A 26,091-nucleotide genomic window follows, 5' to 3' on the forward strand; every position below is an offset into this window, starting at 1 on the left:
GAAAGGTTAGATCTTGGTGATGTGGGAAAACTCAAGTTCTACCGGAGTTTCCCGCCCAAAAATACTCACCAAGACCCTTACCTTTCCTTTTTCAGGCTTGACTTCATCCACCACTCCATGGAAGTTGGCGAAGGGCCCTTCAATAACCCGAACTCGATCCCCGGGCTCGAACTGATATTTGGGACGAGGCTTAACCGCCCCCTCCCGTACCCGATCAATGATTTTCTGGGCCTCTTCCTCAGGAAGTGGTATGGGCTTTTGCCCCCCCACAAATCCTGTCACCTTGGGCGTATTTCTCACCAGGTGCCACGTCTCATCGTTTAACTCCATTTTGACCAAGATATAACCGGGGTAAAAGCGCCGAGACGTGGTGCGTTTTTCGCCTTTGACAATCTCTATAACCTTTTCCGTCGGAACAAGGATCTCCGAGAAAAACTCCTCCTTACCAAATTGTTTAATTCTCTCCTCAAGGGCCTTCTTAACCTTCTCTTCAAAGCCTGAATAAGTATGAACTATATACCAGCGATGTGCCATTTTTTCTTTGCCCTTAATAAATGAGGAATTGAACCAGCTTAGAAAGCAGAGTGTCTATCAAACCTAAGTAGGCAGACACAAAGAGAGTAAAGCTGATAACGGCTATGGTCGTCTGAGTGGTCTCCTTTTTAGAAGGCCAGGTTATTCTCTTGAATTCAATTTTAACTTCACGAACAAATTGACTAACCCTCTGGAGAAACTGAACCTCCTCCGCCTTCTTCAGGGGAAGGACCTTCTCAGGGGCCTGCTTAAGAGCCCCCTTTTGCCCTCCTTTAACCTTAGCCTTCCGGGCCTTTTTTATCTTGGCCACCCCGCCTCCTCAGTCAGACACAAAAAATGGCAGGCCAGGAGGGATTTGAACCCCCAACCCCCGGATTTGGAGTCCGGTGCTCTGCCGTTAGAGCTACTGGCCTGCAGCCTAAGACTTTTAATTAAGCCTTTGTCTCCTTGTGAACCGTATGACGCCGATCAAAAGGACAATACTTGCGAAGCTGAAGCTTGTCTGGCGTATTTCTTTTGTTTTTGGAGGTTATATAGTTACGCCGCTTACATTCGGTACACTGAAGCAAAATATTTATCCGAGCCTCACCCTTCTTAGCCATAACCGAAGACCTCTTATTCGATGACTTTGGTAACTACACCAGCACCTACCGTCCGGCCTCCCTCTCTTATCGCAAAACGCAAACCCTCCTCCATCGCTACCGGCTTGATCAACTGAACCTCTAACTCCACATTGTCTCCTGGCATCACCATCTCCACCCCCTCAGGCAACGTCACTACACCCGTCACATCCGTCGTCCGAAAATAAAACTGCGGACGATAACCATTAAAAAACGGCGTATGACGACCACCCTCATCCTTCGTCAATACATAAACCTCCGCCTTAAAGCGAGTATGCGGCGTTATACTCCCAGGCTGCGCTAATACCTGACCACGCTCAACCTCCTCACGCTTAACTCCCCTCAACAAAACACCTACATTGTCACCAGGTAAAGCCTCATCCAATACCTTCCTAAACATCTCTAACCCAGTCGCTACCGTCTTCTGCGTAGGACGTAAACCAACTATCTCCACCTCATCTCCAACCTTTATAACACCTCGCTCCACACGACCAGTAACCACCGTACCTCGACCACTTATCGTAAACACATCCTCTATCGGCATCAAAAACGGCTTGTCCACCTCACGAACAGGCTCAGGTATAAACTCATCAACCGCATCCATCAACTCCCATATCCGACCACACCACTGACAACCTCGATCACCACAACCACACTCCAACGCCTTCAACGCACTACCCTTCACTATCGGTACATCATCACCAGGATACTCATACTTGCTCAATAACTCCCTCAACTCTAACTCCACTAACTCTATCAACTCCTCATCATCCACCATGTCCACCTTGTTCAAAAATACCACCACCGCAGGAACATTAACCTGACGCGCTAACAATATATGCTCCCGAGTCTGAGGCATCGGACCATCATCCGCCGCTACCACCAAAATCGCACCATCCATCTGCGCCGCACCCGTTATCATGTTCTTTATGTAATCCGCATGACCAGGACAATCCACATGCGCATAATGACGACGATCCGTCTCATACTCCACATGCGCCGTCGCTATCGTTATCCCACGAGCACGCTCCTCCGGCGCCTTGTCTATGTTCTCAAACGGAACAAAATCCGCATACCCCTTCGTCGATAAAACCCGCGTTATCGCCGCCGTTAACGTCGTCTTACCATGATCTATATGACCTATCGTACCTACATTCACATGCGGCTTCCGACGCTCAAACTTCTTCTTGCTCATAAAGGGGCCTCCTTATAAAAAATAGGCCAACGGCCTTAAAAAAACAGCAGTGGAGCCCACGACCGGATTCGAACCGGTGACCTCTTCCTTACCAAGGAAGTGCTCTGCCGCCTGAGCTACGTGGGCCAAAAAAGAAAAAATGGAGCGGGAAACGGGACTCGAACCCGCAACCCTCAGCTTGGAAGGCTGATGCTCTAGCCAATTGAGCTATTCCCGCCCTCCAAAATATTATACCAAGAAATCAAGTAGTCCAAGAGATGGTGGAGAGGGGAGGATTCGAACCTCCGAAGGCTTCGCCACCGGATTTACAGTCCGGCCCCTTTGGCCAACTCGGGAACCTCTCCACACGAAAACAGGCTGAGAGTAAAGACTCAGCCTGTTTTGCACCGGCCATTATAATGGCCTTTTTAACCTAGTCAAGCCCTTTGGTTTACTGTCCCTCCCCTGAAGCCGCTGCCGCTTTTTGAGCATTAGAATAACGCTCAAAGACCATTACCGTAGTTCGGTAAAGAAGATGGGCAAACTTAGAAAAAGGTAGGGAAAGAAATAAAACAAATACACTGGCTAGGTGGAGTAGATAGACCGGATAAGCCAAAAATTTGATATTGGCCAGACGAAGGAGTTCCGCACCAAGCCCCGAGAGCCCTACAGTCACAATCAGCCAGATAAGGAGCCAGTCATTGTATGAAGATTGAAGAATGCCCTGACTAGTTTTTTCCCGACGCATGGAGAGGATCATAAAAATCCCCACAATAAGGAGTACCGCTCCCACATTGGCCAGGATTTTAACTGGATTGTATATCTTCCATGGGGTGTGAAACCCCAGAAAGTCTGCCCCAATAAAGACGATATTGGTAACCACAAACAGTATTATGAAGGCCCAAAGGACCATCATGTGCCCTGTAGCCCTCTCCTTGGTCGCTCCACACTTTTGGAATCTAGTGTGCTGGAGGATCTCACCAATGGTAGGCCAAACATAGAGATCCAAAAATTCTCCAGCTGAAGGCTTAAGTTTAGGGGAGATCCCCTGGCTCTGACAAAGATCCTTCCAAAGATTGATCACTCCTCGGGCCGAAAAGAGGGCTACTAACCCCACCAGAGGGAGGAAAATAGCATCTACCAAGACCACCGGCATAAAACCATGCCAGAAGCCCTCAGAGTATCTTACTGGACCCTCCGGGATCTCAAAGCCACCATGGTAAGCCACCATAACCCCAATGATGATGGCAAAGGCCACAGCGAAAAGAAAGGGTAGATAACCGGGTTCGTTAAACATCGTCCACAGGGCTTTGGGGCTGGCATAATGCCGGATGGCCATCGCCCTGATAGCCCCCAGGACATCACCCGGTTTGGCCCCCCGAGGACAGTAAGCACTACAATCACCACACTGGTGACACAGCCAGACCGCTGGATCTGTGGCCAGTTTATCCTTGAGCCCCCACTGAGCCCAAATCATCTCTTTACGAGGAAAGGGACCCTCGTCAGGAGAAAGGGGGCAGACCACCGCACAGGTGGCACATTGATAGCACTTTTTGAGGGTGGTCCCCCCGGCCTTCTGAATCCCCTTAATAAACTCCAGATCTGGTTGAACACGTCGTGCCATATATAAGCCCTCCTAGACCTAGAAACCTTTGAATGGATTTTCTCCCAGCTCCTTAATTGTGGCCACAAAATCCTGAAGGATCTTGGGGATCTTGAAATACTCATCAATAGCCACCTGAACAAGCTGCACCCTTTCAGACTCAAGGGCTAGCTGTTGAAGGGTCTCGCCGACATTTTCCATCCGCCGATTGGCTAGCTCCGAGCCCTTGATGAAGTGACACTGATAGTTTTCCCCATAACGACAGCCCATCAAGAGAACTCCGTCGGTACCGGTGGACAGGGCATCTTTAATCCAGGCCACATTTACCGAACCCAAGCAGCGCACAGGGATAAAACGAATCTCCACCGGAATCTTCTGCTTATACATGGCCGCCATATCCAAAGCGGGAAGGGCGTCGTTCTCGCAGACAAAGGCCAAGATCCGGAACTGTCCGTATTCGGGCTCGGGCATCTCCCAAGCCTTGATCATGGATCCCACCATGTCGATACTAAAGTCCTTAAAGCTGATGATTCGCTCCGGACAAGCACCAAAGCAGGTTCCGCAACGTCGACAACGAGTGGGATTTGGTTTGGGCGTCCCGGCCTCATCGTCGTCAAGGGCCCCAAAGGGGCACTCCTCCGTGCAACGCTTACACTGAGTACAACGCTTGAAATAAAATTCCGGATAGGCGTAATCCCAGGTCCGTGGATGCACGGCGCGTCCAACCTTAATGGCCTCAAGGCACTGGATGGCCTTAAGCACCGCCCCGGCAGCATCGTCCATGGCCGTACCAGCGATCATGGGCTGGTGGACACAGCCAGCGGTATAAATACCCGTCCGCCTGGTCTCGTAAGGGAAACAAATGTAGTTAGAATCCGCATAGCCATAAAAGAGCTCCAGCTCTGGGAATCCCGGTCCCTGACGATATTCCAGAGGAACAATGGGATCATCCTTGGTGGTCGGTTCAATACCGGTGGCCAGAACCACCAAATCAGCATCGATAGAAAGATCCTCACCAATAAGGGTATTCTTCACCTCTACTACCAAAGCACCATCAGAACCTTCGGAGATAGAGGCGATCTCTCCTTTGGTGAGGAAGACCCCCGGATCATCCTGAAGACTCTTGTAAAAGTTCTCATAGATGCCCATGGTCCGCATATCTTTATAAATAATGTAGGCCCGGGCATCGGCGTCCTGCTCTCTTAAATAGCGAGCATGCTTGAGGGAGGCCAAACAGCAAAAACTGGAGCAGTAGGGAAGATGATTCTCATCCCGCTGCCCGGCACACTGAATGAAAACCACACTTTTGGCCGGCTGACCATCAGAGGGTCGAGTGATCTCCCCCTTGGCAGCCATTTCCTCAAACATGAAATTGGTAATTACGTTGGGATATTTGCCGAACCCGTAAGGCTCCTCAAGCTTAGAGGCGTCATAAGGTTTAAAACCGGTAGCCACCACAATGGTCCCTATCCGCTCTGTCTGACCATTTGAAAGTTCCACATTATAGAAGCCCGGGGCTCCAGAGATCTTAGTCACTGTGGTTCCGGTATAGACCTTGATGTTGGAGTTGGCCTTGACCTCAGAGATCAGCTTTCCAGTAATGGGTTCTTGAAGATCTGTAAACGGGGGAGTGGGTTGAAGCATCTTCTTCATCTTGGCCACATATCCCCCGAGCTCAGACTCCTTCTCTACGAGAACCACCTCTTTTCCAGCTTTGGCTGCCTCCAAAGCAGCTGTAAGCCCGGTTACTCCACCCCCCATAACCAGAATGGTCTCACAGAGCTCCTCTTCTGGCTTGTAGGGTTCCGGTGGGGCATATTTCTGCATCTTGACCACGCCCATCCGGATATAATCTTTAGCCAGATTCATCAATTCATCTTCAAAGCTGACATACTCGTTATCCCACTCGCCCTCAGCAGGAGCAGGACGGCTCCAGACCACCCCCTCCCTCAAACTCACCCGCTCCACCGCAACGCCATCAAAATCAAAGACATCGTAGTTTACCCGCGGAGAGCAGGCACAGATGACCACTGAATCCAGCCCCTCTGAAGAAATATCTCCTTTAATGGTCTCAACTGCTTCTTTACCGCAGAGAAAAGGCAAGGTCTTACAAACAGCCGGGTTATACTGATTGGCTGCCTGAGCTAGGTCGTCAAGATTAAGCCTTTCTCCTATATCGCAACTGGAACAGATATAGACACCGATCTTTTCCATTGTTACCTCCTTACAATGGTTTGGATGGCCTTAAGGGCCGCACCAGTAGCCTGTTCATTGGAAGTCATGACATCAAGGGGCATCCGGGCACAACCACAGGCAAAAATCCCCTTAGCCTCATCAGGAACAACAAACCCATACTGGTCAAGACTTACATCACCCGGCAGGTTGGCCCCTTCGATACTTGGCTGCATTCCTACAGCCAAGACCACCATATCCACTGTCTCTTGGTGTTTTTTACCCGTCGCCGTATCCTCAGCAGTAACAACGAGATTTTTGGTCTGAGGATCTTCCTCTATCTTGGCCACCTTACCCTTAATAAAGTGAACCTTTTCGTCCTCCTGAACACGGTTGAGAAACTTTTCATATCTTCCCGGAGTCCGAAGATCTATATAAAAAATATAGGCCTCAGCATCTTCGTATTGCTCCCGCAGATAAAGAGACTGCTTAAGGGAGGCCAAACAACAGATATAAGAACAATAAGGAAGATGGTTTTCGTCACGGCTTCCGGCACACTGAACAAAGGCCACCTTTTTAGGAGGCTGATTATCGGAAGGACGAAGGATCTTTCCTCCCGTGGGCCCGTTAGGAGAGGCCATCCGCTCCATCTGCATATTGATGATCACGTTGGCGAAACGGCCGTAGCCTAGATTATCCATTTTGGTGGCGTCATATGGCTTCCAGCCCGTAGCCACGATAATGGAATCTACCGTGAGGTCCAGATTCTGCGGAGCCATATCTAAATCGATAGCCTGATACTGACAGGCCTCCACACATTTGGCACATCCCTTCCCCTGACAGGCTGCCTTATCAATGACGTAATAAAGAGGAAAGGCCATGGGATAAGGAAGATAAATGGCTTTAGTCTTCCCCAGTCCGAAGTCAAAGTCACTATCCCTTTCCACCGGACAGGCCTCCACACAGGCCCCACAGGCGGTACAGTTTTCGTTAACCATCCGGGGGGCAATACTTACCGAGACATTATAGTTTCCAGGCCCTCCAGATATTCCTTTAACTTCCGCCATTGTGTAGAAGGTGATCCGAGGATTTTCCTTTATTCGCCGGAAGTTTATCTCCAGACCGCAGGTTGGTGGGCAGAGCTTCGGGAAGTAATAGTTCAACTGGGCCACTCGACCGCCGAGATAAGGGGCCTTTTCTAAGAGGATGACCTCATAGCCAACCTCTGCAGCCTCCACGGCGGCCGTAATACCGCTTATACCCCCGCCGATGACCAGTATCTTTCCTTCCGCCATATCTTCCTCCAGATTTGAAATTTTTCGATCCTTTGAGCCAGAGGCTAACGCGCGAACCTCCGCTTCAAAGGACCGTATTAAAAAGCTCCAGGCACCAATTGGTGCCTGGAGCTTTTTCTAACCGTTTAGACCACTCATTTATGGTCCAAGAGGATCAGGAATAATCTGGATGTATGGGAACTTCTCCAAGGTCCACTCGCCAGTTTCCGCATTGAAACTAGAGAGCGTAAAGCAACGCCAGTTGGCATCGTCGATATTCAGAAAGTCAGCCCGATAGTAGTAACCAGGATAACGGCTCTCCTCGCGGAAGAGGATGTGGCGGAGATGGGCCTCAGCCGTAAGGATACGGTGGTAGTTTTCCCAGGCCCTCATAAGCTCGTGGAGGTCTCGAGCCGCCATCTTGGCCGCATCCTCACGGAGCATAACGAGAAGCTCAAGGCCCCGCTCCAGCATAATCTTGTTGGTCTGGTAGTAAGTGGCTACACCAGCCACATACTCATCCATGATCTTCTGGAGCCGGAACTGACACTGCTTGGGCAGAATGTAGTTAGGATTGATCTCAAAGGCCGTGGTAGCTCCCTTGAACTCCTCGAAGCGATACCAAGGAGCATAGATCTCCTTCTTGAGCTCCTCAGGATTTTCCTTCGGAGTGGGTTTGAAGTCTTTGTTGTCGAGGCAGAACTTGATCATGGCCTTAGCGGCAATACGGCCCTCAACATGGGAGCCAGAAGAGAACTTGTGACCACAGGCGCCGCAGGTGTCACCGGCCACAAACAGGCCCTTGACCGTGGTCATACGATTGTAAAGACCGATCTCCTTCCAGGGCTCCTTGTACTCAGCCGGGACCCAGTCCTCATCCGGACCGCAGGCCCAAGCCCCAGCACAACCGGCGTGAGAACCGAGGAAGTAAGGCTCGGTAGGCATAATCTCAGAGGGTACCTTCTCAGGCTCAATATTCAGACAGGCCCACAGACCAGCCTGGGTAACGCACATGTCAAGGAAGTCTTCCCAGGCCTCAGCAATGAGGTGCTTAAAGCGCTTCTTATCCATGGTCTTGGCCGCTTCCTGAAGGGCCACCTCAGTGTGCATGTAGATAGGCCCACGGCCTTCCTTCATCTCAATGAGCATGGCGTGGTTACGGAGACAGGTACCAATAACTGAGGCCTCGCTGTAAGGCTTAAACTTGTCAAGCTCATCCTTGTGCTTGGCGATGTAATCCTCACCATAGGCGTTGCTAGCCTTGGCCTTGAAGAGGAGGAACCAAGCACCAACCGGACCGTAACCATCCTTAAAACGAGCCGGGACAAAACGGTTCTCCATAAGAACCAGCTTACCACCGGCAATCAGGGTCATAGCGTAACCAGAGCCCGGATTCCAGACAGGGTACCAGGCACGGCCCATACCCTCACCAACGGAACGGGGCCGGAAGATGTTCACCGCGCCACCGGTGACCACCAAAGTGGCGTTGGCCTTGATGATATAAACCTTGTTTTCACGAACACTGAAACCAACACCACCGCAGCAGCGATTGGGCTCATTGGCATCCATAAGGGGACGAACGATGAAGCAACGCTCGATGATATTCTCCATCCCCAGGGCATTCTTGGCCGCCTCAGCCACGATGCACTTATAGGACTCACCGTTGATCATGATCTGCCAGCGACCAGAACGGACCGGCTTGGCTCCGCCACGAAGAGTAAGACCACGGGCCTTGGCCTCGGCACCGTCAAGAGTCTCACCATCGTCGGTCTTCTTCCAGATAGGAAGACCCCAGTCCTCAAAAGCATGAACAGTATCATCCACATGACGGCCAACATCGAAAGAAAGATCCTCTCGGATGATGCCCATCAGGTCACAACGAACCATCCGGACATAATCATCGGGCTTGTTCTCACCAATGTAGGTGTTAATAGCCGAAAGCCCCATGGCCACGGCACCAGAACGCTCCATGGCGGCCTTATCTACCAAAAGAATCTTTAGACCAGCCGGCTTGGCCCACCGTACGGCTTCAACCGCAGCGCCGCAGGCAGCCATACCACCACCGACCAGGAGAATGTCGGTTTCCAGCTCGACAATCTCAGGCTCCGCACAGGGAAGCCCCGGGTTATAAGAATGAATCTTACCCATAGTCTACCTCCTTATATGAACTTTTTAGATTGATGTCATTAGCCAGCAAACTTGATAGCCACAGGATTCTCCGGAGTGGCCGGAGTCACACCATCGGCGATTTCAGTGAAAAGACGATTGTCACCAATGGCATCGAGACTGGGATCAGGCTTACCCACGGTAGGATCAGCCTCACCTTCCGGGGTAGTCCGGATAGGGAACTTGAAGCGCAGCACCACGCCATTACGGAACTTAATGGTCCACATGATAGAATCAGTACCCCGCATTGGCTGACAGGTACCGCCCATAGGAGCGAAGTCAGAGTAATGGCGCACAGAGATAGCGCCCTGCGGGCAAATCTTAACGCAAGAATAACACTCCCAACACTGATCCGGCTCCTGGTTATAAGCCTTCATCGCATCGGTGTCGAGAATCATCAGGTCATTAGGGCAGATGTACATGCAGGCCGTCTTCTCTCCGCCCTTGCACCCGTCACACTTTTCTGGATTGACATAACTCGGCATACTCTACCTCCTTCTAGAAGAGTTTTTGGTTAGTTAGCCCTACAAAAGCCCTCTCTTCCCCCTTTGAGTTTCACCCCCCTTAATTATTTCTTGGCACCAGGTAGATCCTCGTAAGCACCCTTCTTGATCTCCACCTTGACCCCTTTCTGGGCCAGCTCCTGGTAGTACTTAACCAAGATCTCTATGACCTCGGGACGACTAAACTCACGAGGAGGAACCTGACCTTCGGCCAGCATCCGACGAAGCTTGGTGCCAGAGAGGACCAGACGATCCTCATTGCCGTGAGGACAGGTCTTAAGAGAGGCCATACCCTCACACTTGTAGCAATAGAAAGTCCAGTCCATCTTAAGGGGGCGAAGCTCCAAGGCCCCAGGCCATAGCTTGTCAAAGATCTCTTGAGCCTCAAAGACTCCATAGTAGTCACCGACACCAGCATGATCACGACCAACAATTAAATGGCTACAGCCAAAGTTCTGACGGAAGATGGCGTGCAAAAGGGCCTCCTTGGGCCCGGCGTAGCGCATATCCAGAGGATAAACACCAAGGACAGTCCGGTCTTTATTGTAGTATTTATCTATAAGGACCTCGTAGCACTTCATACGGATATCAGCGGGAATATCGCCGGGCTTAAGCTTACCCACCAAGGCATGGATAAAGACGCCGTCAGAGACTTCCTGCGCCACCTTGGTGAGATACTCATGAGAGCGATGGATAGGATTCCGGGTCTGAAAGGCGGCCACCGTGCTCCAGCCCTTTTCCTCAAAGATGGCCCGGGCCTGTGCCGGATGGAGGTAGTAATCGCCGTATTTCTCAGGATAATCCAGCTCTGTTAGGACCTTCACCGGACCAGCGATATTGTACTCACCCTGGCCCATAACCATGGCCACCCCGGGGTGCTCCATATCATCGGTCTTATAGACGTGGATACACTCCTCACGCTTGGCCTTTTCATCAAGTTGATAGACCTCTTCTACAGTCATGGTGGCCATGAGGGTGCCGGTTTCCTTATCCCAAAGGGCAACATCTGAACCCTCTTTCACATTTTTGACCTGCTCAGCATCAATGGAGCAACAAATAGGAATGGGCCACATAGTGCCCGGATCAGACTTGCGAAGCTTCATCTCATAAATAACACCTTCCCAATCCTCCTTACCCATAAAACCAGTAAGGGGAGTGAAGGCCCCCATACCAATCATGAGGAGATCACCCTTTTCGCGGGAGCCAATCTCGATACGGGGAAGATTTTGAGCCCGCTTTATCTCCTCCTCTCTTTCCGTCCCGTGGAGCAGGCGCGGGGTTAACTTTTTCTTTGAACCATGGGGGTTAACTAGAGCCATGACCCTCTCCTTTCTGCAAAATTTTATGGATTAAATAAATGAATCTTCACTCATTTGCCAGGGTATTTATATGGAACAATGTCTTCCATGTCAAGCGGAAAAAGGGGCTATAATTGTTTAAACGCTATATTGCTGATATATTTAAAACCCTAGTGAATAATTTCTCATCAGTTTCTGAAAAATCCGGTTCCTCTTTTTGCATTAGGCCCCAGAGAAGTCAAGATTTTTTTGTTTACGGGGCTGTTTTAGCCGGGGGGCAAAGTCGCCGCTTCGGAAAAGATAAGGCCCGCTTTAAGTGGCAGGGTGTCTCTTTTGTGGAACGGGTTTGTTTGGCTTTGGAAAGAAGCGGTCTGCCTGTTTGTATAATTTTAAAAAAGGATCAAGCTTATTATTATAAGGATAGCGGACGAAAAATTCTTCCTGATCTATACCCCCAACAGACCCCTCTAGTAGGTCTCCTAACAGCCCTTGAATCTCTCCCCTCTGAATGGGTATTTGTGACTGCCTGTGATATGCCAGCTATTTGTCCCCGACTGATAAAAGGCTTAATTCATCTAGCCCAAGAGAGTCCGGCGGAAGCTATTATCCCTGTTTACAAAAGCCGCCCCCAGCCTCTCCTCGGCCTTTATCGTCGAACAATCCTGGAACAGGCCAGAAATCATTTAAGAAGAAAAGAGCTTTCTCTCCAGAGACTTTTGAGTAGCCTAAGGAGGCACCTTGTTTCGGAAAGACTCTGGCGAAGCCTTGATCCTCAGGGGACAAGCTTTTTGAACATAAACTATCCTGAAGATGTCAGTAGATTGACAAAGGCCTTAGGGAGGCTTTAAATGGACAAAACTTGGGGAGGCAAACATGGGTAAGTTCGAACATAAACTAACCGCCCGGGACAAGGTTATTGTTCCCGTCCAGTTGACAGAAAAGACCCGCTTCCGTTTTGTTTGCGACAAGGGCGTGCCTTGCTTTACTGAATGTTGCTCAGACCTCTTTATTTGTCTTACACCATATGACATCATCCGGCTCAAAAATAATCTGGGGTTAAGTTGTGATGAATTTCTCCTCAAGTACACAGAGCCTTTCATCCTTCCCCGTTCAGGACTCCCGGTGGCCCGTCTTAAGATGGAAGGGGAACAAAAACTCTGTCCTTTCCTTCTAGATGGAGGCTGTTCTGTGTATCCAGACCGGCCGGTCTCCTGCCGTTACTACCCCATCGGCATGGGAATGTTTCGCAATACAGACAAAAAAAAGAACGAGGAGTTCTACTATTTTGTCAAAGAGGGTTTTTGTCAGGGAATGGGCCGGGGTAAAGAGTGGACTATTGCTGAGTGGCGGAAGAACCAAGGAGCAGTGGAATACGATGAATTCAATCAAGACTGGATGGAAATCATCATGAAGAAAGAATCCCTGGGGCCCATGAAGGTTCATCCTCAGACCCTGGAGATGTTCTTTATGGTCTCTACCAATGTAGATCGCTTCAGAGATTTTGTTTTTGGTAGCCGGTTTCTGGAGATTTACGATGTAGATGAACAAACAGTAGAAAAAATCCGCCAAAGTGAGCTTGAGCTCCTTAAGTTCGGTTTTCTTTGGTTAAAGAAGGCCTTATATAATGAAGGCCCCCTTCGTCTGCGCGAAGAGGCCAAACGCCCCAAGAAGAAGGTAAAACCACTTTAGCCATTTAGGTTTCACCAGGCCGGCGTAGCTCAGCGGCAGAGCAGCGGATTCGTAATCCGCAGGTCAGGGGTTCAAATCCCCTCGCCGGCTCCAACCTTTCCCAGGAATATCAAGCCTTTCCTGGAAATCAGTTTCGTGAAATCTGATGGGATGCCCAAATTGCCCGCGCTCTGCAGGCAATCGGCAGGCAATTTTGATCAGGAATTCTTTCCTCAGAAGCCAGGCGACGCTCGGGGGGCTTTCCGGTGTAGACTAGGTAGAACATGGTAAGAAAGGAGCCAAGATGGCAAAGGCGGAAGAAGCCTTAGAACTGCTGGAGATGAGAGAGTTTGCCAACTTAGCGAGACCGGATGTCCCGATTCCGGGCTGTATCCAGATCTGGTCTCCTGGTCACCGGAGATCATTATCCCCTTAGCTAATCCCCGGAGGCGGGTTCTTTCTGGAGTACAAGGTGAGGCTTTTCCTTTTGAAATTCATCCGGGAGGCTGAGCCATTGATTCGACGATAATGGGACGAAGCTTGGAAACTGGTGCGATCAGGGGTCCTAGGGGAATTTTGTGTAAAGTTTTTCAGGCAAAGTTGTCTTTTTAAAGCACTGCTTCAAGCTCGTAGGTCAAGATAAACTTCTGCTGAAGTTCGTAACTTACCGCTTGTACCGTAGGCATGGGCCTGCGCCACCATTTGTCCAGAAGATTAACCACCTGAACAAAAACAAGTTCACTTCCAAGGTCCTCTCCGGGGGGAAATAATTCCCAAGATCCACGGCCATCCTTTCTAAGCCCGCATTAATGCTTCCTACTGCATTGGTAGAATAAACGTGCTTGCGCACTCCTGAGGATAATCCAGAAAAGTCAGATAATGAGATGCCTTCTCTTTCAAACCCTTTCCCCAAGTTTAGTGTTCTTCCTTGACCACCTGGCAGAGGTCGGCAAAAAGCTTTTCGCCCTCCTTTCGGCCTGAGCAATCCTAATGGCAAAAAGGGACCTTTCTTTCCGGTAGGCTTTATTTGGGAGCTTAGTCCTTAAATTTCACTGAAGATGAATGAGACAGAGCTGATGCCTGGCAGAGGGAAAGAGCTTGCTTATAACTCTAGTGAGTCCCAGAAATCGTGGGTTACAAAAAGAGGGGGCTTTTAAGGCCTCGGTTAATGAGATCCTAAAGGACCTCGATCCAAAAGGCTTTGGACTCTCGGCCCTGAAGGAGCCCCAGGATATGCTTGGAACTTTGAAATCTATGCCAAAGCCACAAAGATGAAAGATCTTTCAGGCCTCCCTAGTTTCAGGATCTTTGATCTCTCCAGTTGGCATCGATAAAGATGGCAAACCGGTCAGGCTTAAGGGTTATTTGTGGTAGCGGCCTGGAAAAGTAGACGATTCGGGCTCTGGGAATTTTCAATTTAAGGTTTCCGAAGGAGAGGTAGAGGTTGCAGGGGGTAGAAGCCGTTCGTCAAGGTAAGGGAAGTTCTTGTCTGGTATGGCTATCCTTCCTAGTTTTTCAAAATTTTATCTGCTTACATAAATTTTCTCCCATCCCTCAATTTCCTATAAGCCGATCTGCAAGATGAGGATTTGAGCGACATTTTTGCTTTGCAGTTAGGAATGCAAAATCGCTTGCAATAACAGTTGACAATAGCCTCTGAGTGATTAAAAGTCTTTTTAATTTCCCTTAATAGAGGGAAATTATTAATATAAATTTTTCATAAAAAGCTATTACATAAGAAAGGAGGTGAAAAAATGAGATATCTTAAGGGAACGGTGATGATATCATTTTTGATCCTATTGGTCTTCTTTATCCCGCAAGGGGCTAAGGCCCTTACTATTGGAACTAAAGCTTATTACTATTTAGATGATTATCCTCCCTCCTTACCTATTCTGGAAGAAGATAGTGATTACAAGACTGCAGGTGGAGGAGCGATACAATCGCAGGTCCAATCTTCATGGGGTGGAATAGCGTCATCCTATGCCGATGAAAGTGGGATTTTTGCTGTACATTCTGAGTTTGGTGCAGGATCTTTGAAGGCTTACTATTTCACTGCAAAAGCAACCTCTTCTACGATTATTACCAACCCCACATCTCATGCAATAGAATATGGTTTATTCTTCCAAATTCCTGAAGTAACTCTTGGGATATGGGATGACTGCACTTGTCAGGGTCTAATTCAACACTCAAAATATGAAATAGATATTTTACTCAATGGCGTGTCGATATGGAAATCTGATGCCACATTAGAAGGTGGAAATGCTAACGGTTATACTCTAACCCAAAGTGGAGATGTTGTATTAAATCCTAGCTTTTCATTCTGGTATGACGCATATTTTCAATCTGCACCGTATAATGGTTATCTTGCTTTAGGTAGATTTGGGCCGGGTGACTCATTTACTCTTGGGTATGAAATGATGGTAATGATCTATGGAGCTGATTTTGAAACTGGTGCCATAGCATCAGTGGGTGACCCCTTTAACCTTACAAGTACTGTAAACTTCAATGTAAGCGGAAGCGGAATTACTCCTATTCCCGAACCCTCTACCCTCCTTCTCCTTAGCTCTGGCCTTGCAGGACTTGCGGGACTTAGAAAAAAGTTAAAACCTAAAATTTCTTAATTCTCCCGCTCTGAGTTCAAAGTCCTTTGAGCGAGCTGATGTTTAAGCACAGAGGGTTTAGAAGTAATCCGGGAGAAGTCTGTGCCAAGAGCGAGAAATTTGGCGGTAAAAGAGGTTCTCTTTGCCCATGATCCTTTTCGGCCCTGGATGGGTATCTTGAGCATCATGATGGGCTTGTAGATCTTACGGCTGACTTTGGCAGAGTGGAGGGCACCAAGGATTTGTTCGAAAGGCTGCCAGTTGATGAGCTTATTGATGTGAGAGAGGATATCTTCGGGCAGATTTTGGTAGATGAGATGTTCTCCTATGGTGAGCTGGCCGCTGTTTTTCTTGAACATTATCTAAATCCCTTTAGTTTTTGCTAATACTAGTATGAGAAATGGAACTTTTCACGAAATTTTGCAAAGGTCTCTCTTAATATAAGAGGTAAAATCAGAAAATTAAGGAAAGAGGAGAACAAATGTCTAAGTGGATATTAGGTTGTCGTCTTTGTTTTTTAACTCTTTTATTTTGTCTTCCTGTCAAGGGATATGCAATTCCTTTGACCGCTAATGAAGTAAAAACTCTAAAGACCGAGATCAATATACTATTACAATCTATCATAGTCGATACAGACGTATGGATACTAGGTACTCAATTTTTTGGTAATATCGATGGAAATCTTTTGTATACATCTCAAACCAATAATCAAGGCTGGATAGGGGTTCTATCTGGCTCTATTTCTGGAATCCCCATTAATATAAACTATGAAGGAACATTAAGTAGTGATCCCGAAATTTCACTTGACATCGATGGTACAGTAGGAACAGATATTTGGAAGGGCAGTGCCAAAGGAATGATAAACATAGGAGATAAGGATCCCATTACACAAAGTGTGGCAGTTTCTATCAATCCTCTCAAACAACAACTAAGTGTGCAGGGAGGGGTTAGTAATATAATTTGTAGTTGGAATATTTCTGCAATAAAGGACTTCGATGGCGATAAAAAAACGAAGGAAGGATATTTTCAAATAGACACTTCGATCGGAGTAGTTGAAATGCCTGTTATCCCTTCCCTTGCAGAAATAGGGACAGGATTCAAACTTTACCAAAAAAGTTGGCTTTATGAGTCATATATTAGAGGTAGAGTACTTATTTTCTTTGAGAAAACAAAAGTAGTAAATAAAGGGAATTTTAGTAATCCAAATAATTTTCCTGTTACAAATAAAATGGAAGTTAGTGCTGAGGTTCCTGAGCCATCAACTATACTTCTCTTATTTACAGGTCTCTGCACTTCAGTAGTTAGTTTTAAAAAAAAAGAATGAAAAAATAATCCCAATCTTAAACAAACTAGAATAAAATCCTAAAAGAACGCCTTTGTTTCATTTTTTGTTAATTTTTGTTTTTTTCTTGTGTAGAATAGACAATTAAAAGAAATTCTATTAAATGTGAGAATGAAATTTGTGATAAAAAATGTATCATGAATTTGGGCTGACCTTTGTTCTTTAAATAAAACTTGGCATTAGAGATTGATCTTACGATACTTGGTTCATATCGAGACTGGATATCCTTATGAACTAATAAAGGAAAAGTTTATAAATTTTAGAAAACAGGGCCACAAATTAGTGACCATTCAATAGTCAGCTTAAGTTTTTAAGCGGTCTCTCGTCGTTGGTCAAATACGATATTTTCTTTGACTTTGCACCAAAGTGAGGGGAAAAAGGACATAGTGGAATTATGACAATTAGTGATTGAAATTATTTATTAATGAGAGCATTTTTTAGACAACATGTTCAAAGGATCCATAGGGATCCGTTCCTATTTTTTGTCGAAAAATGGGAACGGATCCTTAACGATGTCGACTATTTAATGCCCCCATTAATACTACTAAAGTCCCCTATCGCCAAAAAAACAAAATAACTTTAGATTGACTTAAAACTCCTCCGAAAATACCCCACTTGAGGTATAGACAACCCCTTCGACTTTCCCTAAAAGCCTGAAAGGGGGGTTATTTCTATTTTTTCTCTCTTTTTTATTATAAAATGAAAATACTAAAGGTGATAATCATTGAACATGATCATCTTTATTTGAAGAAATTAATTACATATTTAAACTCATTCTGTTTAAATATCTTAGGTACTTATACCAGTGGTAAAAGTGGTTTACAAGCCATTTTAAAAAAGGAGCCACATGTGGTGCTTGTTGATTTAGATCTTCCTGACATGTCAGGAATTGAATTAATGAAGCGTGTCCTTAACAAGGGACTAAATATAGAAATGATCGTTTTATCTAATAATGAGGATGAAAATCAGCTTTTTTCTGCCTTTAAGTATGGTGCTGTTGGTTATATTTTGAAGAATAAAACAGATCCTAATGAAATAACAAGTCTCATAGAAAATGTCGTAAATGATTGTGCATTTATTTCTCCCAGAATGGCAAAAAGGATTTTAATGACTTTTAGAGAAAAACATGAGATCAACTTTGTCATAAAGTTAACTCCTCGAGAGCGAGAGATTCTTGAGTATTTATGCCAAGGCTTTGCCCCTAAAAAAATTTCTCTCATGTTAAATATAAGCTATCAGACGGTCCGAGTTCACCTTAAAAATATTTATAAAAAGTTACAAGTTAACTCTTTGGTTGAAGCTTTAGCTCTTTGTAGAAAATATAAAAAAAACAATTTGGTCGAATAGTTTTTTATCTCGGACTAAAAAAAACTAAAAAGGGAGGAGGTATCATGAAAATAAACAATTTTTTCTCCCTTATAGTTCTCTGCCTTATAGCTCTCTGTTTTAGCTCACTTAGAGCTAATGCTACTTTTATCATGATAGATACGCAAAGTTTTGCTAATGCTAATTATGATTTTAACTATCAAATACCTCCAAATTCTCGACCGAGTTCTCCTTTGGGTGGTATACCCTTCGATATACCTTCTATTGGGAATAACTTTTATTTGTTCTCTGATAGCAATCCTGATCCTTTGATTATTCCAATAAACAACGTTTCTGAGATCACAAAAGTTTATTTTCTTATTAATACATCCTGGGGAATACCCGGTTATCATTCTGGAAGTATCCAGTTTTATTTTGATGGCAGTAATACCCCTGGTTTTTTATATGATTTATATTGTGGATTAAATGTCAGAGATTGGAACGATGGCACCTACGCAAATAGCGTTAGTAGTCCTGATGTGACCCCTGATGTGTATTGGGTTCTTTCTGATCAATGGGGAACACCCGGACGTATAGATTTATTGACTGTCTCTATCCCCTCTACTTTTTTTAACAGTCTTTTAACAAAAATTGTAATTGAAGATTATGGTCGAGATTATGAATCTCGACTAAGAGTTGCGGGAATTACCTTAAAAACAGCTGTTGCACCGGTTCCTGAACCCTCGGGTCTGTCATATTGTTTGTTATCCTTTGGGGCCCTTTTTTGGATTCGAAAGAAAATATACTCTCCAGAAAAGGACATATAAATGCCTTCTAACGTTTGTCTTACTGTCTGTAAAGTTCATGGAGAAACTCATTGCTCCCAGAAAAGGACAGGTGACAGGAAAAGCTTATAAGGAGAGGGAGTGTACAACTTAAGATAGGTCCTCATGAAATTTATACAAAACCAAGTGGATGATTCTATAAAATACTCTCGATGGTGTAAGCTTGCGGAAGAGGCGTTCACCGAGACCTATGTTCTGGTTTTCTCGTCAGGGTCTTTTTGACCGTGAGAACTCTTCTCCCCCAATGATTGATCCACTCCCATTTGAGTACAAGGATCTCGAAACGCCTGGGCCCCATCCGAAGGCGAAAATAGAAGGATGTCCAACGTAAAGAAGGCGAGATTTGCAGGCTTCTTTCAAGCACCCGCTCGACCTCTTCTAGGGCTGGAACTTTTCATTTGACGAACATTTTCGGCAGAATCGAAGGAATTGTAAGGGCGCAACTGTTGCCCCCTCGCGATCGCCGATACGCCTGAGATCCTGAAACAGCGATTTACGGTGGATACGGCAAGTTTCTGTTCGAGGAGTCTTTTTTTCAGGAAATTATAGTTTTATTATCGCGACAGGCATAGAAGCCCGGGATGGAGAGGATACGCCTCACACAAATTGCAGGGCGACTCCATGTAATCTTTCGCGGTCTCATCGATGTTCGGGTGACAAGGATCTGATCGGTAAGGATCGCGGTGAGAAGTCCTCTGTCACGGTCGGAGATGAGATCAAGGGCTACCCTCGGCAAGATCCTCGGCGGTACAGCAACGAAACTTAATGGCTCCCTCCCTGAGGCCAGACCGATGAAGTCACCTTCGCCTCTTTTAGAGAAGTGTAGAGTCTTGATTCGATCGCCCCTAGATACATCAATGTAGCAGATTATGCCATCACCCCGTGGAGTGCTTAGAGAGGTGAGCCATAACCACCTCCTGATCAGTTTTTTACCGTGTATTTACTAGGCCCTCGACGGTAACCATTAAAATTCGTAAAAAAGGAGGACTTAAAAATGGCGGGAATTTACGAATTTTGGTGCCGAGGGGGGGAGTCGAACCCCCACGGGGCTAGGCCCCTGCGGATTTTGAGTCCGCCGCGTCTGCCAGTTCCGCCACCTCGGCTCAAAGAAGCCCTTTGTGGTCAACGGATTTACCACGATCACTTATCCCCTGCAAGTTCTGGCCAAAAGACTCGGTTTGATCAGGCCTGGGCAGTGAGCTGGGCCAAACATCTTTTTAGGCTGGAGAGGCCACAGGAGTGGAGCTGAATGAGGGGGATATCATTTTCTCTATGGGCAGTAAGAACCTGCTTGCGGGCCTCATGGGAGACCTTGTTGGTAAATAAAATAATGGCATCAACATTTTTAATCTTTCGAGAAAGCCTCGGTACCAAACGAGAATAAACCCGCAATTCGATCCCCTTCTTCCGGGCCTCAGTTTCGTATTCTTTGCGCAATCTATCCATTCCTCCCACCAGAACAACACACATAACCTCCTCCTAAGTAATTGAGTTTTAGTTTCAATTACTTAAAGAGGGAGGAATTGTCAAGGAGATTTATTTCTCGGCTTTTTTGAGCCTTGGGCAGCCGGCCTGTAGATTATTTAAGAGGGCTAAAGACCAGCTTAGCCAGTTGACAAGCGGGGCTTGAGGGGTAATTTTCTAAAGGCTTCCGGGGTCGTCTAATTGGTAGGACATGGGACTTTGGATCCCAGTATCCAGGTTCGAATCCTGGCCCCGGAGCCATAATCTTCCAGTTGGTGGCCATTTTCCCTTTAACAGGGCAGCCAAGACGTTATTCAAAATATCTCTCTTCGAGGATAACTCCGGCCTCCTTAAGACGCCGGAAATCTTCTTTAAGTCGGCTATTGGCAATATTTTTGTTCAGCCGGGTTGTATCCAAATCCTCATCAGAAAAGCCCATGACATAGACCTTTTCCACCCGGTAGACCTGGTCGGCCAACTTGAATCGGAACATGGCCTTTAAGAAGTAGGCCTCTTTTTCTTCAACGATTTCGGCCTCTGGATGGACTTTACAGGTGGCTGTTATTCGGGCCAGATTTACCTCTCCCTCTATTCTGTTGCCCGCCTGGGCCAATTTTATGATGTCTTCAAGACGGACGATCTTCTCGGCCATAAGTTACCTCCTTATGCTTTTTACCTGCTTTAAAGGTAGTATTTCGACAAAAAAAGGCAACAAATTGCTTTTATAGAAGATTCTTAGCTAAAACTTTGATTAGTTTCCCCAGCGGGGATGATGGACGGGAAGACCAAGACGGGCCAGGAGTCGGCGGACAAAAAAGGCAACCATTTCTTCTAGAGTCTCCGGGCGATAATAAAAAGCGGGCATGGCCGGGTAGATAATCGCCCCGGCCTCAGAGGCTCGAAGCATATTTTCCAAGTGAATGCGATTAAACGGCGTCTCCCTTACAACCAGGTAAAGGGGACGGCCCTCCTTAAGAAAGACATCCGCGGCCCGATGAATAAGGTTGCTGGCCAGCCCCTGGGCCACAGCGGCCAAGGTTCCCATAGTGCAGGGACAGATAACCATGGCCTCATAGGGGGCAGAACCGCTGGCCGGGGGAGCAAAGAGATCATCCGCCCGATAGATGGCCTTAGCTAAGGAGGCAAGGTTTTGGGGAGGTTCTCCCAGTTCGTGGGCATAGACCTTTTCCCCGGCAGAGGAAAAGATGACCTCTACCTCGGCTCCGACCTCGGTGGCGTTTTCTACTAGCTTCTTACCGTAGATGGAGCCAGAGGCCCCGGTTATGGCCACCAAAAGCCTCATTTTCTCAGCCTCTTAACTATCTTCTGCCAGATGGGTTCTACCTTTTGTCTGGTGGCCTCGTCCATCTCTATTACGGCCGGCCAATCACGCAAGAAGCCTTCTTCTGGCCACTTACGGGTGGCATCTATGGCCATCTTGCTTCCGTAATGAAGGTGGGGAGCAGCGTGATCCAGAGCATCCACCGGCCCATCGACAAAGAAGATATCTCTTCTGGGATCAATGTTGTTGGTCATCCGCCAGAGGCATTCTGAAAGATCCTGGACATTTACTTCCCGGTCAAAGACGACAATGATCTTGGTGAACATCATCTGCCCTAATCCCCAAAGGGCGCAGGCCACCTTCCGAGCATGACCTGGATAACGTTTGTCAATAGAGACAAAGGCCAGGTTGTGAAAGACCCCCTCGATAGGGAGGTTCATGTCTACAATCTCTGGCAATGTCCGCTTTATGAGGGGGAGAAAAAGCCTCTCGGTAGCTTTGGCCATATAGCAGTCCTCTTGAGGAGGGCGTCCGACGATAGTGGCCGGATAGATGGCCTTTTTGCGCATGGTGAGGCAGGTAACATGAAAGACAGGATAATAGTCTGGTAAAGAGTAGTATCCGGTATGATCACCAAAGGGGCCTTCAAGGCGCCTCTCTCCGGGCTCCACATAGCCCTCCAAGACAAACTGACTGTTGGCCGGGACCTCAAGGTCTACAGTTTGGCACCTGACAAGCTCCACCGGCTCTCCGCGCAGAAAACCGGCAAAGATGAACTCATCTAAGTCATCGGGCAGTGGAGCCGTGGCCGCATAAGTCACAGCTGGATCTGGACCTATAGCCACAGCCACCGGGAGCCTCTCTCCCCGGGCCTCGGCCACCCGGTAATGTTGGGCCCCTCCTTTGTGAGTATGCCAGTGCATGCCGGTGGTCCGCTTATCAAAGACCTGCATGCGGTACATGCCCACATTTCGTTTGCCCGTTTCGGGATGTTTGGTGATAACCACCGGCAGGGTAATGAAAGGCCCCCCGTCCTCTGGCCAACAGTGGAGAATAGGAAGCTGGTCGAGATCTACCTCTTCTCCCTTGAGAACTATCTCCTGGCACGGCGCCTTTTTGACTATCCGGGGCAAGGAGTTGGCCAAACGCTTTATCTTCGGCACCAGTTTGAGTTTTTTAACGATGGAATCTGGAGCCTCGACCTCTATGAAGGTGGTAATTTCCTCGGCCAGAGACTCGAGGCTCTCCACCCCCAAAGCCAAACACATTCTTCTCTCAGAACCAAAGGCATTGGTAATCACCGGATATCGATAGCCAGAGACATTTTCAAACAATAAGGCCGGCCCATAGGCCTTAGAAACCCGATCGGTGATCTCTGTAATCTCCAATTTTGGACTTACAGGGTCTTTTATCCTCAGGAGTTCTCCCTCGGCCTCCAGAGTCTGAATGAAGTGTTGGAGATCCTTGTATGCAATCATGGCTCCTCCGGTAATCAGCCCTCATTGGGTGCTTTATTTTATTCCTGTGTATATGGTCACAATTCCCATGGTCAGGGGACGATGGCTTACCTCTTTGAATCCGACCTCTTCCATCATAAAGGCGAAACGTGTCGGTTCGGGAAAGGCCCAAATGGAGGAGGCCAGGTAGCGATAGGCCTCCTCGTCTCCGGAGATGATTCCAGCCACCTTGGGGAGGATATGGGAGAGATAAAAACGGTAAAGGCCCCTGAAAAGCCCTTTGGGCCTGGAGAATTCAAGGATTACCACCTTACCTCTGGGCTTAAGGACCCGGTGCATTTCTGAGAGGCCTTTGTCTGGCCGGGAAAGGTTGCGTATCCCAAAGGCTACCGTGGCTCCCCAGACACATTCATCTTCCAGAGGAAGGCGTTCACCATCGCCACAGACCGAGAGAATTAAGTCCTCTTGGGAGTCAGTCTTGAGGCGGGCCTTTCCATAGGCCAGCATCTCATAACAGAAGTCAACGGCAATTACCTCCCGCGGCCGCTGACGGACAAGCTCGAGGGCCAGAGGGAGGGTTCCAGCGCACAGGTCGAGTATAGGGCCCTGATAGTGATAAAGCTCTCGGGCGGCCCGTTGCCGCCAGAGATGGTCTATGCCAAAGCTGGTAATAGTGTTGACAAGGTCATAGCGTCTGACTACTGCCGAAAACTTTTCTTTGACGAAACGCTTTTTGTCTTTTCTTTCGGCTAACATGGGACGAATTCGAGAGTCACTTGCTGGCTAAGCTCGCCTCGCTCAAAGAGCCTCTGAAAGAAGGTCTCCAGGGCCTTGATCTTTTGACTCTGGAGATCGTACTCGAGCCCTTGAAGATAGCCAAGACATTCTTCCTCGCTAAGAGAGACCAGGCGCGAGCACTGACAGGCGATCTCTCTAAGGCGCAGGGTCCCCTCTTGACGAGAGCGATAGAGGGCTTTGGTTACCTGGCAGACTTCGTTTAAGGCTTCCTCGGCAAACCGACGGCAGACAGCCATAACGGCAAAGACAAAGGGCAGGCCAGTATAACGAAGCCAGAGGTCAGCCAAGTCGTAAACTCGCCTGAGAGGGGGGCTTTGCCTGAGTCTCAAAGCCTCATCACCGATGGAAAGATAGGCCTGAGGCCTAGGCCAAAAGAGCTCCCTTTCGGCCCAGTTACCCACAAAATATCGAGGTTTTATTCCCAGCTCATCTTCAAGGAGCATCTTAAGGAGGGCCACCGAGGTCTGGCTGTGCCGAGTAAGGAGAACCGGGCCAGAGCCTATCTCCTCCAAAGGGCGGTTAGAGAAGAGGAGCACACTCCCTACGGCACCGGTGGCGCTAATGGATATGTCGGGCACCAGTAGATAATCTTTGGCCCGGCAGGCGTATTCGTGGGAGGAAATAAGCCCCATATCTATTTCTCCCGCGGCCAAAGCCTGGTTGAGAGTGGTCGGAGGGGCCTCGATGATCTCCCAGTCGGCGGCCTCAGCCAGCTCCCGAAAGGTAAAAAGCAAGGGAGAGGTGTTGAGATAGCCCACGATGCCGATGGTCACCTTAGCCATAGATCCAAGAAAGTTCCGGAGGATGGCTGGAGGTGGTCAGGAACCCGGCCAGATCTTCGGCCGCCAGTCCCAATCCATCTATCCTTAAGCTCAGGAAGGCCGCCCTTTTGCCCTGCTCCAGGCTTCCCCAGTCTCTCTCCAAACCCAAGGCCCTGGCTCCGTAAATGGTGCCCATCTTGATGATCTCCTCCGGGGGAATTCGGGGGAAGAAGCGGGCCACAGTAGCCATCTCGGCGAAGATAGACAGACGATCATTGCTGGCCAAGCTGTCAGTGCCTAAGGCAGGCCTAATCCCCAAGGCCAGAAACCTCTCCACCGGCGGAAGCCCCACCCCCAAGAAGGTGTTGCTCCGGGGGCAGAGGCAGACTGAGGCCCCCGTGCGGGAGATAAGTTCTAAATCTTCAAGGTCCACCTGAACCACGTGGACGCAAAGGGTTCGCTGGTCAAGCAGCCCCAGAGAGTGAAGATAGGCCACAGGGCTCATCTCCGGGGGCCTGAAGGAGGGATTCCACTGGCCTCGTTCCTCCAGCAAAAACCTAATAGGCCCTGAGCCCTCTTTTAAAAAGAGGACTTCTTCGGGACACTCGGCTACATGGATGGAAAAGATTGACCGTCGACTCCGAGTCCAGGCCTTGATGGCCTGAAGAAGCAGGGGAGAAACGGTGTATGGTGAGTGGGCCGAAAGGCTTATCCGAATTCCCGGGGTTCGGCCCAGACCAACTAGTTCTTTAAACTCCCGAGATCCGTTGCGGAAGTTAATTATCTCTCGGAAAAAGATCCCTTCCACCGGAGAGCTTTCCAGGGCGCTTAAGGCCAAAGGAGTATTGCCGATATCGGCGATAACCCCTACCCCCTCATGCCACATCTCTCGAACCGCCTGCCAGGCTGCCTCTTTGGCCTCATCCTCCCCGACTTCGGTGCGTCCCTTAATAAGACTCTTTACCCAGGAGATGAAAGATCCGGTGGGCGTAAGACGCCACTTAAGGGCTGAGAGCTCCAGGTGTACATGGGCATTGACCAGGGCTGGCATCAAAACCACTTCCCCCAGATCAAAGACCACCCCCAGATCCTTAAGTTGGCGGTAGGGGCCCACGGCGATGATTCGTCCCTTGGCCGTGGCGACAATGCCATCTTCGATAACCGGAGAGCTAACAGGGTAGATATATTTGGCCCGAAAGATCTTGAGTTCGGACATGGCTTAAGT

The 26,091-nt window shown here is 48.1% G+C and carries 24 protein-coding genes and 7 tRNA genes; 8 read left to right on the forward strand and 23 right to left on the reverse strand.

Annotated elements, in window-relative coordinates; all coding sequences use genetic code 11:
- Positions 1-6 precede the first annotated feature (6 nt).
- The 14 genes from nusG to sat form a co-directional block, all read right to left on the reverse strand.
- Positions 7-534 carry a transcription termination/antitermination protein NusG gene (gene nusG / locus G4V39_RS03210; protein WP_166031569.1) on the reverse strand — a complete coding sequence of 176 codons (528 nt, stop codon included), beginning with the start codon at positions 532-534 and terminating at the stop codon, positions 7-9.
- A 13-nt stretch (positions 535-547) separates the two neighbouring features.
- Positions 548-844, reverse strand: coding sequence for a preprotein translocase subunit SecE (gene secE, locus G4V39_RS03215; protein WP_166031570.1), 297 nt, complete (start codon positions 842-844; stop codon positions 548-550).
- 27 nt (positions 845-871) lie between these two features.
- Positions 872-947, reverse strand: a tRNA-Trp gene (locus tag G4V39_RS03220).
- Between the two features lie 18 nt (positions 948-965).
- Positions 966-1,136, reverse strand: coding sequence for a 50S ribosomal protein L33 (rpmG, locus tag G4V39_RS03225; RefSeq protein WP_166031571.1), 171 nt, complete (start codon positions 1,134-1,136; stop codon positions 966-968).
- A 13-nt stretch (positions 1,137-1,149) separates the two neighbouring features.
- Positions 1,150-2,349 (reverse strand): elongation factor Tu, encoded by a 1,200-nt coding sequence (gene tuf, locus G4V39_RS03230; protein WP_166031559.1) that lies wholly within the window; start codon positions 2,347-2,349, stop codon positions 1,150-1,152.
- A 50-nt stretch (positions 2,350-2,399) separates the two neighbouring features.
- A tRNA-Thr gene (locus tag G4V39_RS03235) sits at positions 2,400-2,475 on the reverse strand.
- Positions 2,476-2,489: 14 nt separating this feature from the next.
- Positions 2,490-2,566, reverse strand: a tRNA-Gly gene (locus G4V39_RS03240).
- A gap of 41 nt (positions 2,567-2,607) precedes the next feature.
- Positions 2,608-2,693, reverse strand: a tRNA-Tyr gene (locus G4V39_RS03245).
- An 86-nt stretch (positions 2,694-2,779) separates the two neighbouring features.
- Positions 2,780-3,952, reverse strand: a complete 1,173-nt coding sequence (gene qmoC, locus G4V39_RS03250; protein ID WP_166031572.1) for a quinone-interacting membrane-bound oxidoreductase complex subunit QmoC — start codon at positions 3,950-3,952, stop codon at positions 2,780-2,782.
- 18 nt (positions 3,953-3,970) lie between these two features.
- Positions 3,971-6,145, reverse strand: coding sequence for an FAD-dependent oxidoreductase (locus G4V39_RS03255; RefSeq protein ID WP_166031573.1), 2,175 nt, complete (start codon positions 6,143-6,145; stop codon positions 3,971-3,973).
- Between the two features lie 2 nt (positions 6,146-6,147).
- A complete protein-coding gene (locus G4V39_RS03260; protein WP_166031574.1) occupies positions 6,148-7,398 on the reverse strand; it encodes a CoB--CoM heterodisulfide reductase iron-sulfur subunit A family protein in 1,251 nt (416 codons plus the stop codon).
- A gap of 138 nt (positions 7,399-7,536) precedes the next feature.
- Positions 7,537-9,525, reverse strand: coding sequence for an adenylyl-sulfate reductase subunit alpha (aprA, locus tag G4V39_RS03265; protein ID WP_166031575.1), 1,989 nt, complete (start codon positions 9,523-9,525; stop codon positions 7,537-7,539).
- Between the two features lie 38 nt (positions 9,526-9,563).
- Positions 9,564-10,028, reverse strand: coding sequence for an adenylyl-sulfate reductase subunit beta (gene aprB / locus G4V39_RS03270; RefSeq protein WP_166031576.1), 465 nt, complete (start codon positions 10,026-10,028; stop codon positions 9,564-9,566).
- Positions 10,029-10,111: 83 nt separating this feature from the next.
- Positions 10,112-11,365 carry a sulfate adenylyltransferase gene (gene sat / locus G4V39_RS03275; protein WP_166031577.1) on the reverse strand — a complete coding sequence of 418 codons (1,254 nt, stop codon included), beginning with the start codon at positions 11,363-11,365 and terminating at the stop codon, positions 10,112-10,114.
- A gap of 152 nt (positions 11,366-11,517) precedes the next feature.
- Between sat and mobA the strand changes: the two genes are divergently transcribed.
- The 4 genes from mobA (at position 11,518) to G4V39_RS03295 (ending at position 15,633) form a co-directional block, all read left to right on the forward strand.
- Positions 11,518-12,192 (forward strand): molybdenum cofactor guanylyltransferase, encoded by a 675-nt coding sequence (gene mobA, locus G4V39_RS03280; RefSeq protein WP_246169787.1) that lies wholly within the window; start codon positions 11,518-11,520, stop codon positions 12,190-12,192.
- Between the two features lie 25 nt (positions 12,193-12,217).
- Positions 12,218-13,033: a YkgJ family cysteine cluster protein gene (locus tag G4V39_RS03285; RefSeq protein WP_166031579.1), complete on the forward strand. Its 816-nt coding sequence runs from the start codon at positions 12,218-12,220 to the stop codon at positions 13,031-13,033.
- A gap of 18 nt (positions 13,034-13,051) precedes the next feature.
- A tRNA-Thr gene (locus tag G4V39_RS03290) sits at positions 13,052-13,126 on the forward strand.
- A gap of 1,640 nt (positions 13,127-14,766) precedes the next feature.
- Positions 14,767-15,633 (forward strand): PEP-CTERM sorting domain-containing protein, encoded by an 867-nt coding sequence (locus tag G4V39_RS03295; protein WP_166031580.1) that lies wholly within the window; start codon positions 14,767-14,769, stop codon positions 15,631-15,633.
- Here the strand turns inward: G4V39_RS03295 and G4V39_RS03300 are convergent.
- Entirely contained in the window at positions 15,630-15,971 is a 342-nt protein-coding gene (locus G4V39_RS03300; protein WP_166031581.1) for a transposase, read from the reverse strand. The genes G4V39_RS03295 and G4V39_RS03300 overlap by 4 nt on opposite strands.
- Before the next feature lie 122 nt (positions 15,972-16,093).
- On the opposite strand from G4V39_RS03300, the gene G4V39_RS03305 reads away from it, so the two are divergent.
- From G4V39_RS03305 to G4V39_RS03315, 3 genes are all read left to right on the forward strand, one after another.
- Entirely contained in the window at positions 16,094-16,936 is an 843-nt protein-coding gene (locus tag G4V39_RS03305) for a PEP-CTERM sorting domain-containing protein (protein WP_166031582.1), read from the forward strand.
- Positions 16,937-17,668: 732 nt separating this feature from the next.
- On the forward strand, positions 17,669-18,301 hold the full coding sequence (locus tag G4V39_RS03310; RefSeq protein ID WP_166031583.1) for a LuxR C-terminal-related transcriptional regulator: 633 nt from the start codon (positions 17,669-17,671) through the stop codon (positions 18,299-18,301).
- A gap of 44 nt (positions 18,302-18,345) precedes the next feature.
- Positions 18,346-19,086 (forward strand): hypothetical protein, encoded by a 741-nt coding sequence (locus tag G4V39_RS03315; RefSeq protein WP_166031584.1) that lies wholly within the window; start codon positions 18,346-18,348, stop codon positions 19,084-19,086.
- 1,033 nt (positions 19,087-20,119) lie between these two features.
- Here the strand turns inward: G4V39_RS03315 and G4V39_RS03320 are convergent.
- A tRNA-Leu gene (locus G4V39_RS03320) sits at positions 20,120-20,207 on the reverse strand.
- Positions 20,208-20,286: 79 nt separating this feature from the next.
- Positions 20,287-20,574, reverse strand: a complete 288-nt coding sequence (locus G4V39_RS03325) for a DUF2325 domain-containing protein (protein WP_166031585.1) — start codon at positions 20,572-20,574, stop codon at positions 20,287-20,289.
- 180 nt (positions 20,575-20,754) lie between these two features.
- Between G4V39_RS03325 and G4V39_RS03330 the strand changes: the two genes are divergently transcribed.
- Positions 20,755-20,829: transfer RNA gene (locus G4V39_RS03330), tRNA-Gln, on the forward strand.
- 49 nt (positions 20,830-20,878) lie between these two features.
- On the opposite strand, the gene G4V39_RS03335 is transcribed toward G4V39_RS03330, so the two are convergent.
- The 6 genes from G4V39_RS03335 to G4V39_RS03360 all read right to left on the reverse strand — a co-directional run bounded on the left by G4V39_RS03335 (position 20,879) and on the right by G4V39_RS03360 (position 26,082).
- The gene (locus G4V39_RS03335; RefSeq protein WP_166031586.1) at positions 20,879-21,220 is read right to left on the reverse strand and encodes a hypothetical protein; all 342 of its coding nucleotides are present in this window, start codon (positions 21,218-21,220) and stop codon (positions 20,879-20,881) included.
- A 99-nt stretch (positions 21,221-21,319) separates the two neighbouring features.
- Complete coding sequence (locus G4V39_RS03340; RefSeq protein ID WP_166031587.1) at positions 21,320-21,871, reverse strand: UbiX family flavin prenyltransferase; 552 nt, start codon at positions 21,869-21,871, stop codon at positions 21,320-21,322.
- Complete coding sequence (locus G4V39_RS03345; protein WP_166033050.1) at positions 21,868-23,325, reverse strand: menaquinone biosynthesis decarboxylase; 1,458 nt, start codon at positions 23,323-23,325, stop codon at positions 21,868-21,870. The genes G4V39_RS03340 and G4V39_RS03345 overlap by 4 nt, the downstream gene beginning before the upstream one ends.
- Positions 23,326-23,361: 36 nt before the next feature.
- Entirely contained in the window at positions 23,362-24,063 is a 702-nt protein-coding gene (locus G4V39_RS03350) for a ubiquinone/menaquinone biosynthesis methyltransferase (RefSeq protein ID WP_166031588.1), read from the reverse strand.
- Complete coding sequence (locus G4V39_RS03355) at positions 24,057-24,887, reverse strand: menaquinone biosynthetic enzyme MqnA/MqnD family protein (RefSeq protein WP_166031589.1); 831 nt, start codon at positions 24,885-24,887, stop codon at positions 24,057-24,059. Before G4V39_RS03355 ends, G4V39_RS03350 begins: the two co-directional genes overlap by 7 nt.
- Complete coding sequence (locus G4V39_RS03360; protein ID WP_166031590.1) at positions 24,880-26,082, reverse strand: amidohydrolase family protein; 1,203 nt, start codon at positions 26,080-26,082, stop codon at positions 24,880-24,882. The genes G4V39_RS03355 and G4V39_RS03360 overlap by 8 nt, the downstream gene beginning before the upstream one ends.
- Positions 26,083-26,091 lie beyond the last annotated feature (9 nt).

Source organism: Thermosulfuriphilus ammonigenes (assembly GCF_011207455.1).
Lineage (GTDB): Bacteria > Desulfobacterota > Thermodesulfobacteria > Thermodesulfobacteriales > ST65 > Thermosulfuriphilus > Thermosulfuriphilus ammonigenes.

Coding starts and splice junctions, on each gene's coding strand:
- G4V39_RS03360 (WP_166031590.1), bottom strand. CDS start 26,082: ATGTCCGAACTCAAGATCTTTCGGGCCAAATATATCTACCCTGTTAGC.
- rpmG (WP_166031571.1), bottom strand. CDS start 1,136: ATGGCTAAGAAGGGTGAGGCTCGGATAAATATTTTGCTTCAGTGTACC.
- G4V39_RS03315 (WP_166031584.1), top strand. CDS start 18,346: ATGAAAATAAACAATTTTTTCTCCCTTATAGTTCTCTGCCTTATAGCT.
- G4V39_RS03305 (WP_166031582.1), top strand. CDS start 16,094: ATGTCTAAGTGGATATTAGGTTGTCGTCTTTGTTTTTTAACTCTTTTA.
- qmoC (WP_166031572.1), bottom strand. CDS start 3,952: ATGGCACGACGTGTTCAACCAGATCTGGAGTTTATTAAGGGGATTCAG.
- aprB (WP_166031576.1), bottom strand. CDS start 10,028: ATGCCGAGTTATGTCAATCCAGAAAAGTGTGACGGGTGCAAGGGCGGA.
- G4V39_RS03295 (WP_166031580.1), top strand. CDS start 14,767: ATGAGATATCTTAAGGGAACGGTGATGATATCATTTTTGATCCTATTG.
- nusG (WP_166031569.1), bottom strand. CDS start 534: ATGGCACATCGCTGGTATATAGTTCATACTTATTCAGGCTTTGAAGAG.
- G4V39_RS03340 (WP_166031587.1), bottom strand. CDS start 21,871: ATGAGGCTTTTGGTGGCCATAACCGGGGCCTCTGGCTCCATCTACGGT.
- G4V39_RS03325 (WP_166031585.1), bottom strand. CDS start 20,574: ATGTGTGTTGTTCTGGTGGGAGGAATGGATAGATTGCGCAAAGAATAC.
- G4V39_RS03255 (WP_166031573.1), bottom strand. CDS start 6,145: ATGGAAAAGATCGGTGTCTATATCTGTTCCAGTTGCGATATAGGAGAA.
- sat (WP_166031577.1), bottom strand. CDS start 11,365: ATGGCTCTAGTTAACCCCCATGGTTCAAAGAAAAAGTTAACCCCGCGC.
- G4V39_RS03260 (WP_166031574.1), bottom strand. CDS start 7,398: ATGGCGGAAGGAAAGATACTGGTCATCGGCGGGGGTATAAGCGGTATT.
- G4V39_RS03350 (WP_166031588.1), bottom strand. CDS start 24,063: ATGTTAGCCGAAAGAAAAGACAAAAAGCGTTTCGTCAAAGAAAAGTTT.
- G4V39_RS03335 (WP_166031586.1), bottom strand. CDS start 21,220: ATGGCCGAGAAGATCGTCCGTCTTGAAGACATCATAAAATTGGCCCAG.
- G4V39_RS03355 (WP_166031589.1), bottom strand. CDS start 24,887: ATGGCTAAGGTGACCATCGGCATCGTGGGCTATCTCAACACCTCTCCC.
- G4V39_RS03285 (WP_166031579.1), top strand. CDS start 12,218: ATGGGTAAGTTCGAACATAAACTAACCGCCCGGGACAAGGTTATTGTT.
- aprA (WP_166031575.1), bottom strand. CDS start 9,525: ATGGGTAAGATTCATTCTTATAACCCGGGGCTTCCCTGTGCGGAGCCT.
- G4V39_RS03300 (WP_166031581.1), bottom strand. CDS start 15,971: ATGTTCAAGAAAAACAGCGGCCAGCTCACCATAGGAGAACATCTCATC.
- tuf (WP_166031559.1), bottom strand. CDS start 2,349: ATGAGCAAGAAGAAGTTTGAGCGTCGGAAGCCGCATGTGAATGTAGGT.